This window comes from Mesorhizobium sp. PUT5 (genome assembly GCF_052216645.1).
In the GTDB taxonomy this organism is placed as follows: domain Bacteria; phylum Pseudomonadota; class Alphaproteobacteria; order Rhizobiales; family Rhizobiaceae; genus Mesorhizobium.
Genome location: NZ_JBQOSO010000003.1, coordinates 138,330 through 150,941, shown reverse-complemented (window position 1 = coordinate 150,941; position 12,612 = coordinate 138,330). Strand labels below are relative to the sequence as shown.

Genomic DNA, 12,612 nt, shown 5'->3' with positions numbered 1-12,612 from the left:
GGGAGCCGGGGGTATCGGGAAGCGAGGCTGCGGCCTACCACATGTGGGAGGGAAATCAACCGATCCGCCGGCTTCAATGCCCGCGATACCGGTTCGAAAGGCCGCTGCGCAGCAGGAGCCAGCGCAGCTCGGGCACCTCGGACGCCTTGAAGGTCAGGACGATCTGCCGGCTGCGGCGCGGGCCGCCGAGAGCCGCGAAATAGATCGATTCCTCCACGTCCGGCTGCACCTCCGCACAGGTGAAGCTCCACCGTTCCGCGCCGGGGGCGGCCAGCACGAAGCGGCCCTGCTCGTCCCGGAACAGGCTGATGTCGGGATGCAGGTGGAAGCGCACCGTCACAAGGTCGCGGCCGTCGTCGGCGATCGCCCCGCCGCCGGCGGCCAGGAAGCGGTCGCGGCCGACCAGCGCCTCGCCATGCGCGGAAAGCGTCAGCTCGCGCTCATGCACGATGCCGAAGCGCTGCGCGTAGCCGTCGTGGCGGGCGACGAAGCCTTGCGTGCCGTCGCCGTCGATGCGCCTGCACGACACATGCCGCGGCCCGCCGATCAGCGGCAGGCTCGACGGCTCGCCCAGCCGCAGCGAATGGCTGACGCGGGCCGAGGAGCAATCGTTGAGCGTGGCGGTCGAATGGGCCGCGGTGGCGCGCGCCAGCGGCCGGAACTCGGGCGCGCCATAGGTGTCGACCCCCGCATTGACGACGTAGTGCTGGCGGCCGCAGGACAGCTCGAAGGACAGGCAGCCGGCATGCGCGGCCTCGGCCACCTCGACCGGCGGCGACCCGCCGGTGTCGGCGATCACGGTGACGCCGCCCATCGTCAGGCGCTCATAGCCCGAATGCGGCGCATGCAGCAGCGGCGCGCCGGCGGTGTCATCATGGTGGAGCACGGCCGCGATGCGGTCGTGGATGGTCGCGCCCATGCCGTTGAAGCGGGCAAGGCTGCCGTCCTCGTGGCGGAAGAAGCGTAGCGCCGGCAGCATCCGGTCGATGGCGCCCATCAGCGCGGCAGGCGGCGCCTCGGCCTGGTTGGCGTAGGTCTGCTTCAGCGGCAACAGGTCGGCCAGGATCTCCAGCACGGCGAGCGGGTTGCGCGAGATGTGGCCGCCATCCGGCAGGATCTGGTGGTCGAGCTCTTCGGCCAGGTTGCGCGTGGCCGTGCGCAGCGCCGAAGGCGGCGCCGGCAGGGAGAGCGCGGCGAAGGCCAGCGCGATGCGCGCGCGCAGCCGCTCCTTGCCGTCGGCCATCTCGCGCACCACCGAGCGCAGGTAGCGGATCTGCACGGCCAGCGACTTCAGGAACGCGCGGTAGAAGGGAAACTCCGCGCCCTGCAGCACCACGGACGAATGCTGCAGCCAGGCGATGACCCGCTTGGCGGTCGTGCCCGGGTCCCAGGCCACGCCGGCGATATGGCTGCCGTGCGAGGCGATCCAGTCGCTCACCAGCGCGCGCGCATTGGCGGCGGCAAGGTCGGTGCCGGCGGCGCGCATGTGGCGCAGCCAGCGAAAGCCGTGCAGCGATTTCCGCCAGCCCCGGTTGGGCACGTCGAGCTGGAACGGCGATTCGCCGCCGGTCTCCACCATGTGGCCGGCCAGCGGGAAGCGGCCGTGATAGATCTCCAGCGCGATCTGCGGGTCGGCAAGGCGCAGGTCCGGCGGCGCAATCAGCACGCGCTCGGGCGTGCGGCCGGAATAGCGCCAGCGATATGCGGGCCCGGCACGCAGGCGCCGCCGCGCCTTGCGCCAATATTCCTTCGCCACGAGCGCCCATATGCGCGCCGTATGGTCGGCAACGATCGTCATGTCCCTCACTGGGCCCGCACCCGGCGACAATGTATATGATTCAAGAACTTATGCGAAGACAGATTTTGCCGGCAACCTTATGGGGCGCGAAAGCGGGCGGCATAGAAGCCGTCGAGCCCGGAAAGCCGCGGCGTCTCCAGCTCCAGTCCGGCCGGCGTGGTGCGCACCGCGCCTTGCGGGGTCACGAAGGGCTCGATGCCTTCGACCTCGCCCGGCCGGATCGGATCGGACGCCACGGCGGCGGTCGAGGCGAGGAAGGCGCGATGCAGGTCCTCGCCCTCCAGCGGGTCGAGCGAGCAATTGGAAAAGACGATGCGGCCGCCCGGCTTGACCAAGGTGACTGCCCTGGCAAGCAGGCGCTGCTGCAGGTCGGCGAGCTTGTCGATGTCTGCCGGGGTCTTGGTCCACGGCACGTCGGGGTGCCGGCGCACCGTGCCGGTGGACGAACAGGGCGCATCGAGCAGAACGGCATCGAAAGGCCGCGCCGGGACAAACTCCAGCAGGTCGGACTGCACGACCGCTTCCGCCTGCAGGCCGAGCCGGTCGAGGTTCTGCCGGAGCCGCGCCAGCCGGTTCTTCGAAGCGTTCGACAGCGGTCACCCTGGCCCCTGCCAGGATGAGCTGCGCGGTCTTGCCGCCGGGCGCGGCACACAGGTCCGCGACATGCAGGCCCGCGACGTCGCCCAGCAGCCTTGCGGGCAGGCTCGCGGCGGCGTCCTGCACCCACCAGGCGCCCTCGGCGAAGCCGGGCAGTTCGGCAACGGGAGCGGCAAGCCTTTCGACACGCACCGAGCCGGTGGGCAGCACGATGCCGCCCAGCCGTTCGGCCCACAAGGCCGGATCGGCCTTGACGGTGAAGTTGACCGGCGCCTCCAGCCGGTGCATGGCGAGGATTTTCTTCGCCGCTTCCGGCCCGTAGGCTTCGGCCAGGCGCCGCGAGAACCATTCCGGCGCGTCGTCGGTGGCGGCAAGCACCGGCTCCAGCTCCGCAGCCTTGGCGCGCGCCAGCCCGCGCAGCACGGCGTTGACCAGGTTCGAGAACCGCGCCGTGCGCGGGTCGGACTTGGCGTGGGTGACGGCAAGGTCGACGGCCGCGCTGTCGGGAACGTCGAGGAACAGGATCTGCGCGGCGGCGACGTGCAGGATATGCGAGAGCGCCGTGGCGTTGGCCGGCAGCGGCCGTTCCAGCCGGCGCGCCAGCAGGGCGGAGATGGTCATGCGGTGGCGCAGCGCGCTTGCCAGGACGGCCCGCACCAGCGCGCGGTCGCGCGCGTCCAGGGCGCGATATTGCGGATGGCCATGCTCGTTGTCGGTCAGCCCGTCGAGCGACGTCCTGGCATCCACCACGGCTGCGAGCAGCCGGGCCGCGGCCTTGCGCGCCGCCAGGCCCGGCGCAGGCGCCGCGACGGTGTCTTTCGATTGCCCGGTGTCTTTCGATTGCGAAGTCGCTGACCTGCCGGCTGGGCCCGCGCCCCGCCTCACGACCAGGGACCCTTCGGCGGGTTTTTCGGCCCGGTCGGACTGCGGCCCCAGGGATTGGCGGGGGAGGGCTGCGCCGGACGCGGCGGCGGCGCGGATTGCCCGGCCCTGTCCCACGGCCCGGCCGGCCTGGCGGCCGCCTCGGGCGAGAAACCCGCACTCCCGCCGGAGCCCATATGCGCGGCCATGGCCTGCAGCGCGGCGATGCGGTTTTCCGTGTCGGGGTGGGTGGAGAAGAGATTGTCCATCCGCTCGCCCGACAGCGGGTTGATGATGAACAGATGCGCCATGGCCGGGTTGCGCTCGGCATCCGGATTGGGAATGCGCTCGGCCGAGTGTGCGATCTTGCCCAGCGCAGACGCCAGCCACAGCGGCTGGCCGCAGATCTCGGCGCCGCCCTTGTCCGCCTCGTATTCGCGCGTGCGGCTGACCGCCATCTGCACCAGCATGGCGGCGAAGGGCGCCACGATCATCGCCACCAGCACGCCGACAAAGCCGAGCGGGTTGTTGTTGTCGCGGTTGCCGCCGAGAAAGAAGGCGAAATTGCCGAGCATGGAGATGGCGCCGGCAAGCGTGGCCACGATGGTCATGGTCAGCGTGTCGCGATGCTTCACATGGGCAAGCTCATGAGCCATGACGCCGGCCACCTCCTCGCGCGACAGGCGCTGCAAAAGGCCGGTGGAGGCGGCGACGGCGGCGTTTTCCGGGTTGCGGCCGGTGGCAAAGGCGTTGGGCTGGTCGGCCTCGATCAGATAGACCCTGGGCATGGGCAGGCCGGCGCGCGCGGCCAGGTCGCGCACGATGCGATAATATTCGGGCGCGCTCCTCTCATCGACCTCGACGGCGTGGTTCATGGCCAGCACCATCTTGTCGGCGTTCCAGTAGCTGAAGAAATTCATGCCTGCGGCGACAAGGAAGGCGATGCCCATGCCGCCGGTGCCGCCCAGCAGATAGCCGACGCCCATGAACAGCGCCGTCATGACGGCGAGAAGCATGGCGGTGCGCAAAGTGTTCATCGTCCGATCCGTATCCGACCCTGTTGCCGCGTCCGGCGGGGGCTCGTTCCCCTGCCGCAACTTCGCTATATGATGGGAAACCGTTACCGTCGTTTCAATCCGCTGGAAGGATGTCGAATGAGCGAGCACGATACGAAAGCCGGCGAAGCCGTGCCGGCGCGCGACCTTTCGCCGGCCGCACGGCGCGCGCTGGCCGAAGCCGAGGCACGCCGCCGCGACTACCTGAGCCGGGAAGCGGCGCTGCCGAAGGAGATCGGCGGGCGCGGCGGCAAGGAGCCCGGCCGCTACGGCGACTGGGAAGTGAAGGGCCTCGCCACGGATTTCTGATCCGCCGTCTGAACCGGCGGTCACCGGCGGCCGAGTGCGGCGCGGACCAGCGCGGCGATTCGGTCTATGTCGTCTTCCTCCAGCCGGCCGATGCTTTCGCCGAGCAGGTTGGCCAGTTCGGTCGCGGCCGGGGAGAGGCCGGATGTGTCGATCCTGACCCGCGGATGCGAGGTCTCCGCCAGGCGTTGCAGTTCCTCCGCATCGTCCCAGATGATGTTGAAATAGCCGATGATCTTCTGGATCATCGACCAGGTGGGCACGCCGCGGCGGCCATGCTCAAGCGCGGAGAGATAGGCGGCGCTGACCCCGATGGCGGCGGCCATCTGCTTCTGGCTGACGCCGCGCTCGCGCCGCAGCGCGCGGATGCGCTCGCCGAGCGGGGTCATGGCGCCCTCCGCGTCACGGCCGCGTCCGCCTCAGGCGCACATAGATCGCACCGGCGCCGCCATGCTTGCGCGCGGCATGCTCGTGGCTGGAAACCAGGACCCGGAAGGCCGGCGTGGCGAGCCAGGCCGGCACCGCGCGCCGCAAGACCCCGTCGCCGCCCGAGGAAGAGCCCTTGCCGGTGATGACCAGCACGTAGCGGATGCCGCCGGCATGCGCCCGGTTCAGGAAGGAATAGAGCAGCGAATAGGCCTCGTCCTGGGTCATGCCGTGCAGGTCGACCCGACCCTCGATGGGCAGGCGCCCCTTGGCCAGCTTGTCCAGCGTCGGTTCGTCCATCGGATGGAGGGGATGGCGCGGCTTCGGCTTGGGCGCCAATGGCGCAACCGGGACCCGCGACGGCTCGGGGACCGGCGCCTTCAGTTCGGGCGCGATCCGCGGCGCCTCGACCGCCGCCTTGCCCTTCAACGGCATGGCCGTGCGGGCAACGAGGCTCCACAGGACGCGGTCCTCGTCGCTGAGCCTGTTGTCTGCCCGCCGGGTCACCGATTCGGCCCCGAAACGAGCAATGTCCGCGGCAGCAAGGCGAAGAAATCCGCGACGTGGCGCACCACGCCGGCGATCTCGCCGGCCGCGTCTCCCGAACCGGCGAAGAGGTCGCCGCGGGCCGGCCCGGTGATGGCGGAGCCGGTGTCCTGCACGACCATCAGCCGCCGGAAACCATTTTCGCCGCCGAAGGCATCAAGCGTGGGGGCTACGATGTAGAAGGGCGTGCCGAAAGTGTGCAGCAGCCGGTCCACGGCCAGCGAGCGGCCGGGCGTCAGCGGCACCTTGGCGGCCGCGATCGGCCCCAGGGCGGGATCGTCCACCGGCGCGTCGCGGAAGAAGATATAGGAGCGGTTCCGCCACAGGATCTCGTCCACCCGCCGCGGATGAGCCGCGAGCCAGGCGCGGATCGACTGCATGGTGACCTTTTCCAGCGGAATCTCGCCGAGGTCTGCGAGCATCCGGCCCGGCCCGGAAAAGCGCTGGCCGGACTTGGCGGCATAGGTGACGCGCCGCAAGGCACCGTCGGGCAGGCGCAGGCGCGCCGCGCCCTGCACATGGATGAAGAAGGCATCGACCTTGTCGGCCAGCCAGGCGATCTCCAGCCCCTTGCCCGCCAGCGCGCCGCGCTCGATCTGGCCGCGGTCGAAATATTCGACCGGACCCTGCGGCGTCTCGCGCCCGAAGGCGAGATATGGGTCCATGCCAGGGGGGCGGTTGGCGTCGTCGATGTCGATCAGGTCGGCGGGGCGGGAAAGCAGCGGGACCCGAAATTTTTCCGTCCGCATAGGCGAGGCCTCGGCCTCCGGCTCGTAGAAGCCGGTGACGAGGCCCGGGCCGCCATCTTCCGAGGAGACGCGCGCGGGGACAAAAAAGGTCTCGAAGAAGGCGCGAGCCTCACACGGCTTCGCCGATGAAACGGTGCGCGCGGCCGCGTAGGCTTCGGCGAAGGCGGAAAAGTCGACGCCCAGGCTGCCGGTGCGATAGGGTTTTGCCGGCACATGCAGGGCCGAGCGGCGAAAGGCTGCGAAGGCGGCCAGATGGTCGTCGTCGGCCCAGCCGGGCAGATCGGCGAAGGCGGCTTGCCGGAACAATGGCGAAAGCGGCACGACCGGCACCCCCCGTGATCCCTCGCCGGATGCGCTCAGTCTTCGGCTTCGGTGGCGACCAGCTTCCAGTTCGGATCGCGCGAGCGCGTGTCGCGGGCGAAGGTCCACACGTCCTTGACCTCGGCGACGGTCTCGGGATCGCCGTCGATCACGGCGCCCGCCTTGTCGCGCGTGGCGGAGATCAGCTCGCTGACGATGCGCAGCGTGACATGGGCTTCCGACCCCTTCATCTCGGCCGCGGTGATGTCGGCCTTGTCGATGCCGACGAAGGAGGACTGGATCTTCTCGGACTTCGCCTCGCGCTCGGCGATCGCGGCGACGAAGCCGTCATAGACCTCGCGCGACAGAAGGTTCTTCAGCGTCTTGCGGTCGCCGTCGGCATAGGCCATCACGATCATCTCGTAGGCCATCTTGGCGCCGTTGACGAAGCCCTTGGGATCGAAGGCCGGATCGTTGTCCTTGACCGCGCGCAGGCCCTTGTTGAGGTCGGTATCGGGCTTGGCGAAGGCGTCGATCGCCGCATATACGTCGGAAGCGGGTTCGCCCGGGGCGCGCTTGCGCGGCAAGGCGACGACGTTTTCCGGCGCCTGCGGCGCATCCTTGTCGCGGGAGCGGTTGGCCGAATAGGGATCGAAGGGCGGGCGCTCGCTGCCGGTGCGGCGACCAAGCACGTTGCGCAACTGGTAGAAGATCACCACCGCCGCGACCAGGAAGAATATCGTGCCCAAGTCAAAAAATGCCATATCCTGCGCCATTAGGTTCCTGTCCGGCCACCGGCCATGCCGCCGCATGGCGCCCAATCATCAAACCATATAGAACGCGCCGCGCAATCATTCAAATCAAAGGCAAGCATGCCTATCTGAGCAGATACGCCCCGCCGTCCGTTCGATCACGGCCAAGAAGGAACTGCCGCTTGCGCATTTCGATCCTGCCTCTTCTCCTGCTCGCGCTTCCGCTGGCGGAAATCGCCGGTTTCGTCGTGGTCGGGCGCCAGATCGGCGCCCTGGCCACGGTGGGCCTCGTGGTGGCTTCCAGCATCGGCGGCGCCATGCTGCTGCGCCACCAGGGCTTCGGCGTGATGCAGAAGGTGCGCCGCGAGATCGACGCCGGGCACGATCCCAGCCGCCAGCTCGCCCATGGCGCCATGATCGTGATCGCGGCGCTGCTGCTGATCGTGCCGGGCTTCATCACCGATATCGCCGCGCTTCTCCTGCTGCTGCCGCCGGTGCGGAACCTTGCCTGGGGCTTCGTGAAAACCCGCGTGACGGTCATGACCGATTTCGGCGCCGCCGGATTCGCCCGGCGCCGGCGCGGCCCGACCATCGATCTTGATGACGAGGATTTTTCGCGCCAGGACCGCAACGGCCGTCCCGATCCGGATTCGCCCTGGCGCCGCCTGGGCGGCGGCGACTGAAGCGGTGCAAAACCTTGTCTTGGCCCGCAGGCCGTGATAGCCAACGGCCGATTTCAATTCGGGCCCGCGCGGCCCGCACCAGGGAACAGGGCTGATGGCCGAGAACAACGAAGCGCCCGGCGGCGCAACCAACGGCAACGGCGCGCAGCCGACGCTCAACGTGCTGGCCCAATATGTGAAGGACCTGTCCTTCGAAAGCCCAGGCGCGCCGAATTCGCTGCGCGGCCGCGACAAGGCGCCCGGCATCGCCATCAATGTCAACGTCAACGCCAATCCGCTTTCCGAAAGCCAGTTCGACGTCAACCTGACGCTGAACGCCAAGGCGTCCTTCGAAAACGACGTGCTGTTCAATGTCGAGCTGGTCTATGGCGGGGTGTTCAACATCGCCGGCTTCCCGCAGGAGCACATGCTGCCGCTCCTGTTCATCGAATGCCCGCGACTGCTGTTCCCCTTCGCGCGCCAGATCATCGCCGACGCCACGCGCAACGGCGGTTTCCCGCCGCTGATGCTCGACCCGATCGACTTCGCCCAGATGTTCCAGCAGAAGCTGGCCGAGGACCAGGCCAAGACGAAGGTGAGCTGAACGCTCCCGCCGAAATCTTCCCGACGACAAACCCGGCTCCCGCCGGGTTTTTCTTATCCTATTGCGACCGCATCTGCGCCCACAGCGCCTTTTCGCCGAGCGATTCCACCAGGCGGGCATGCGCAGCCAGTTCGGCGTCGGTAAGCCGCGGCGGCAGGGGGGAGGGCCGCACGGAAAGGGCGACCGCCGTCGCTTCCGCCACGCCATCGGCGGCGACCGGAAGCGCGATGCTGTCCAGGATAAGCGCGGCCTGCTTGCCGCCGATCAGTTCGATATAGACCTCGGCCAGAAGCTCGGAATCGAGCAGCGCCCCGTGCTTGCTGCGATGGCTGTTGTCGATGCCGTAGCGCCGGCACAGCGCATCCAGCGAATTCGGCCCCATGGGGTGCTTGCGCCTGGCCAGCGCCAGCGTGTCCACCACCCGTTCCGGCCCGACGGCGGGATGGCCCAGGCGGGCGAACTCGGCGTTGATGAAGCCCATGTCGAAGCCGGCATTGTGGGCGACGAGCTTGGCGCCGTCGATGAATTCCAGGAACTCCTCGGCAAGGTCGCCGAACTTGGGCTTGCCGACCAGATCGGCGGCGCCGATGCCGTGAACGGCCTGGGCGTCGGCATGGATCTGGCGGCCCTGCGGGTCGATGTAGTGGTGGAACGTGCGCCCGGTCGGAAACCGGTTGACCAGTTCGATGCAGCCCAGCTCGATGATGCGGTCCTCGCGCGCATCGAGGCCCGTGGTTTCCGTATCGAAAATGATCTCGCGCATCGATTCGCTCCGTTCGCCCCAGCATGTAGCCTGGCGAAGGCCGGCGCAAGCTCAGGGCGGCGGCGCGGCGGCGTTGTCCCCGCCAGGGACGCCTTTCAGGAGCTCGGCGATCACCGTCGCGACGGCGGCGCGCGTCTGGTCGAAGCTGTGGCCAGTGTCGATGACGAAATCGGCCATCCGCCGCTTCTGCGCATCCGGCACCTGCCTAGCCAGGATCTGCTCGAACTTTTCCGCCGTCATGCCCGGGCGCGCCAGCACGCGCGTACGCTGGATGTCGGCCGGGGCACTGACGACCACGACCTTGTCGACACGCCCGCGTCCCCCGGTCTCGAACAGCAGCGGGATGTCGAGCAGGACAAGCGGCGCGCCAGCAGTGCGATGACGGAGCAGGAAAGCATCCGCATCGGCGCGCACCAGCGGATGGATGATCGCTTCCAGCTTCTTCAATGCCGCAGGATCGCCGAGGACATGGCCGCCAAGCCTTGCCCGGTCGACCACGCCGTCGACGGCGGTTCCGGGGAAGGCGGCTTCCACCAGAGGGACGGCCGCGCCGGCATAGAGGCGATGAACGGCCTCATCGGAATCATGCACCGGCACGCCGGCTTCGGCGAACATGCGGGCGGTGGCCGACTTGCCCATGCCGATCGAGCCGGTGAGGCCAACGACGATCACGCGCCGGCGTCCAGGTCGGCCACGACGAGGGCGCGTAGTTCCGGGGTGACCTGCGGGCGGATGCCGAACCAGCGCTCGAAACCGGGCACGGCCTGGTGCAGCAGCATGCCCAGCCCGTCCACCGTCTTCAGCCCGCGCGTGCGGGCCGCCGCCAGAAGCGGCGTTTCCAGCGGCACATAGACGATGTCGGTGACGATCGCCTGGTCGGGCATGACGGAAGGATCGACCGGAATCTCGGAATTGCCGTGCATGCCGAGCGAGGTCGTGTTGACGAGCAGGCCGGTCCCGGGCAGGAACTCGGCCGCCGCCGCCAGAGGATGCGCCGAAACGCCGGCGCCGAAGCGGTCAGCCAGTTCCTGCGCGCGCGCCGGGGTGCGATTGAGGATGCGGACCTCGCGAACGCCGCGTTGCAGGCAGGCATGGATCACCGCGCGCGCGGCGCCGCCGGCGCCCAGCACCATTACCGGGCCGTTCCGGGCCCAGCCCGGCGCATATTCGTCCAGATTGGCGGCAAAGCCGTGCGCGTCGGTATTGCCGCCGGCAAGGCGGCCGCCTTCGAACCACAGCGTATTGACCGCGCCGATCGCCTCGGCAGCCTCGTCGCGAAGCTCGGCCAAGGCCCAGGCCGCTTCCTTGTGCGGAATGGTGACGTTGCCGCCGGCAAAACCGGCCTGGCGAAGCCCTGACAGAAAGGCGGGAAAATCGGCCGGCGCCACGTCCACCGGTTCGTAGCTTCCCGCAATCCCATATTGCTTCAGCCAATAGCCGTGGATCTTCGGCGAGCGCGAATGGGCGATGGGGTGGCCGACGACGAACGCCTTGCTTGCCGATTCAGCCATCCAGAGCCCCCAGCTTGCGCAGTTCGGCCAGCAATGCGAGCAGCGGCAGGCCGACAATGGTGAAATGGTCGCCCTCGATCCTGTCGAAGAGCTGGATGCCCTCGCCCTCGATCTGGTAGGCGCCGACGCTCTGCAGCGCCTTGTCGCCGACGCGGGCCAGATGACGGCCGATGAAGGCGGGATCGAGCTTGCGCATGGTCAGGCTGGCAACGCCGACATGACGCCACAGGACCTGGCCGTCGCGCGCCAGGACGACGGCGCTGTTCAACTGATGCGTCCTGCCGGAAAGGGCCAGCAGGTGGCGCCGCGCGCCTTCCATGTCGGCCGGCTTGTGGAAGATCTCGTCGCCCAGCGACAGCGTCTGGTCGCAGCCGAGCACGAGCGCGCCCGGCCGGCGCTCGCTGACATCCAAGGCCTTGGCTTCCGCCAGAATGAGCGCCACGTCCTCCGGCGAGGTACCGCTGTCCTTCAAGGGCGCTTCCAGCGCCCGTTCGTCGACCTGGGCCGGAACGGCCTCGACGTCGATGCCGGCGTTGGCCAGCAGCGCCTTCCGGAACGGGCTTGCAGAAGCGAGGATGAGTTTTTCAGCCATGGCCGCCTGTCCTTTTCTGTAGCTTGAGGGTCGCAGGGCGACCTTAGCGCAAAACCACGTTCCTTGCGTTTGGTTGCGTTCCGTCACGTCGCTGGAGCCCGGTTTTCATACGAAAACCGAGGGACGCTTTTCCGGGCCATGCTCTATCGCGACTTGTTGCGCAGGGCAACGATGGCCGCGGCCGTCTCCTCGATGGAGCGGCGGCTGACGTCGATCATCGGCCAGCCGTGGCGGGTGCAGATCTGGCGGGCATAGGTCAGTTCCTCGCTGATCGACGCGCGGTCGACATAGCCGGCCGAATCATAGCCGGTGGTGGTGCCCAGCACGCGGTTCTGGCGCACCTGCGAGATGCGCTCGGCGGTGGCCACCAGGCCGACGACGAGCGGTTTGTGCGACGCGATCAGGCTTTCGGGGATCGGCACGCCGAGCACGATCGGGATGTTGGCGGTCTTGATGCCGCGATTGGCCAGATAGATGCTGGTCGGCGTCTTGGAGGTGCGCGAAATGCCGATCAGCACGATATCGGCCTCTTCCATATCCGCAGGAAGCTGGCCGTCGTCGTGCTCCATGGTGAAATTCAGCGCGTCGATGCGGCGGAAATATTCGGCATCGAGCACATGCTGGGCGCCGACGCGGCGGCCGGCCGGCGCGCCGAGATAGGACTGGAACACGGCCAGCACCGGCTCCAGCACCGACACGCAGGGCAGGCCCATGGAAGCGCAGCGCTCGTCGATGCGCCGCGCCAGCGTCTGGTCCACCACCGTGTAGAGGATGATGCCCGGCTCCTCCTCTATATCCTCGAACACCTTCATGAGCTGCTTTTCCGTGCGGATCAGCGGATAGATATGCTCGATGGCGCGCGCGTCCTTGTATTGCGCGGACGCGGCACGGCCCGCCGCCAGCAGGGTTTCGCCGGTCGCATCCGAAATCAGATGCAGATGAAAGAAGCTCTGGGGTTTGTTCACGGGATTCTTCGCTGCCTGTGGGCTGATGTGGACAAGCCGGGAGGAAAGGACGGACCTGCCGGGAGCGACTGTATCAGAAGCCGCTTTGTCCACAATTCGGGGTGCTGTAGAAGTTTTCCCACAGC

At 68.3% G+C, this 12,612-nt stretch carries 14 protein-coding genes and 1 pseudogene; 3 read left to right on the top strand and 12 right to left on the bottom strand.

Annotated features, from left to right (window positions below; genetic code table 11):
• Window positions 1–73: 73 nt before the first annotated feature.
• The 3 genes and pseudogenes from ACTDI4_RS02380 to htpX form a co-directional block, all read right to left on the bottom strand.
• Window positions 74–1,798 (bottom strand): heparinase II/III family protein, encoded by a 1,725-nt coding sequence (locus ACTDI4_RS02380; RefSeq protein ID WP_442839623.1) that lies wholly within the window; start codon window positions 1,796–1,798, stop codon window positions 74–76.
• 77 nt (window positions 1,799–1,875) lie between these two features.
• Window positions 1,876–3,280 (bottom strand): annotated as a pseudogene (locus tag ACTDI4_RS02375) (RsmB/NOP family class I SAM-dependent RNA methyltransferase).
• Window positions 3,277–4,293, bottom strand: a complete 1,017-nt coding sequence (gene htpX / locus ACTDI4_RS02370) for a zinc metalloprotease HtpX (protein WP_442839622.1) — start codon at window positions 4,291–4,293, stop codon at window positions 3,277–3,279. The pseudogene ACTDI4_RS02375 and the gene htpX overlap by 4 nt, the downstream one beginning before the upstream one ends.
• 117 nt (window positions 4,294–4,410) lie before the next feature.
• Between htpX and ACTDI4_RS02365 the strand changes: the two genes are divergently transcribed.
• Window positions 4,411–4,620 (top strand): DUF1674 domain-containing protein, encoded by a 210-nt coding sequence (locus tag ACTDI4_RS02365; protein WP_442839621.1) that lies wholly within the window; start codon window positions 4,411–4,413, stop codon window positions 4,618–4,620.
• Window positions 4,621–4,640: 20 nt separating this feature from the next.
• On the opposite strand, the gene ACTDI4_RS02360 is transcribed toward ACTDI4_RS02365, so the two are convergent.
• Genes ACTDI4_RS02360 through ACTDI4_RS02345 form a run of 4 tightly spaced genes read right to left on the bottom strand, consistent with a single transcriptional unit; the run spans window position 4,641 to window position 7,402 of the window.
• On the bottom strand, window positions 4,641–5,006 hold the full coding sequence (locus tag ACTDI4_RS02360) for a helix-turn-helix domain-containing protein (protein WP_442839620.1): 366 nt from the start codon (window positions 5,004–5,006) through the stop codon (window positions 4,641–4,643).
• Window positions 5,007–5,019: 13 nt separating this feature from the next.
• Complete coding sequence (locus ACTDI4_RS02355; RefSeq protein WP_442839619.1) at window positions 5,020–5,550, bottom strand: Smr/MutS family protein; 531 nt, start codon at window positions 5,548–5,550, stop codon at window positions 5,020–5,022.
• Entirely contained in the window at window positions 5,547–6,659 is a 1,113-nt protein-coding gene (gene mltA / locus ACTDI4_RS02350; protein ID WP_442843241.1) for a murein transglycosylase A, read from the bottom strand. Before mltA ends, ACTDI4_RS02355 begins: the two co-directional genes overlap by 4 nt.
• A 35-nt stretch (window positions 6,660–6,694) precedes the next feature.
• Entirely contained in the window at window positions 6,695–7,402 is a 708-nt protein-coding gene (locus ACTDI4_RS02345) for a Tim44/TimA family putative adaptor protein (protein WP_442839618.1), read from the bottom strand.
• Between the two features lie 170 nt (window positions 7,403–7,572).
• Here ACTDI4_RS02345 and ACTDI4_RS02340 point away from each other — a divergent pair, with 170 nt between their 5' ends.
• Entirely contained in the window at window positions 7,573–8,073 is a 501-nt protein-coding gene (locus tag ACTDI4_RS02340; RefSeq protein WP_442839617.1) for an FxsA family protein, read from the top strand.
• Window positions 8,074–8,167: 94 nt separating this feature from the next.
• On the top strand, window positions 8,168–8,656 hold the full coding sequence (gene secB / locus ACTDI4_RS02335; RefSeq protein ID WP_442839616.1) for a protein-export chaperone SecB: 489 nt from the start codon (window positions 8,168–8,170) through the stop codon (window positions 8,654–8,656).
• Between the two features lie 58 nt (window positions 8,657–8,714).
• Here the strand turns inward: secB and dnaQ are convergent, their stop codons facing one another.
• The 5 genes from dnaQ to ACTDI4_RS02310 all read right to left on the bottom strand — a co-directional run bounded on the left by dnaQ (window position 8,715) and on the right by ACTDI4_RS02310 (window position 12,487).
• Window positions 8,715–9,419 (bottom strand): DNA polymerase III subunit epsilon, encoded by a 705-nt coding sequence (dnaQ, locus tag ACTDI4_RS02330; protein ID WP_442839615.1) that lies wholly within the window; start codon window positions 9,417–9,419, stop codon window positions 8,715–8,717.
• A 51-nt stretch (window positions 9,420–9,470) separates the two neighbouring features.
• Window positions 9,471–10,091 carry a dephospho-CoA kinase gene (gene coaE, locus ACTDI4_RS02325; RefSeq protein WP_442839614.1) on the bottom strand — a complete coding sequence of 207 codons (621 nt, stop codon included), beginning with the start codon at window positions 10,089–10,091 and terminating at the stop codon, window positions 9,471–9,473.
• On the bottom strand, window positions 10,088–10,930 hold the full coding sequence (locus ACTDI4_RS02320) for a shikimate dehydrogenase (protein WP_442839613.1): 843 nt from the start codon (window positions 10,928–10,930) through the stop codon (window positions 10,088–10,090). The genes coaE and ACTDI4_RS02320 overlap by 4 nt, the downstream gene beginning before the upstream one ends.
• The gene (locus tag ACTDI4_RS02315) at window positions 10,923–11,522 is read right to left on the bottom strand and encodes a Maf-like protein (protein ID WP_442839612.1); all 600 of its coding nucleotides are present in this window, start codon (window positions 11,520–11,522) and stop codon (window positions 10,923–10,925) included. Before ACTDI4_RS02315 ends, ACTDI4_RS02320 begins: the two co-directional genes overlap by 8 nt.
• Before the next feature lie 143 nt (window positions 11,523–11,665).
• Window positions 11,666–12,487, bottom strand: coding sequence for a pyruvate, water dikinase regulatory protein (locus ACTDI4_RS02310; RefSeq protein ID WP_442839611.1), 822 nt, complete (start codon window positions 12,485–12,487; stop codon window positions 11,666–11,668).
• Window positions 12,488–12,612: the final 125 nt, after the last annotated feature.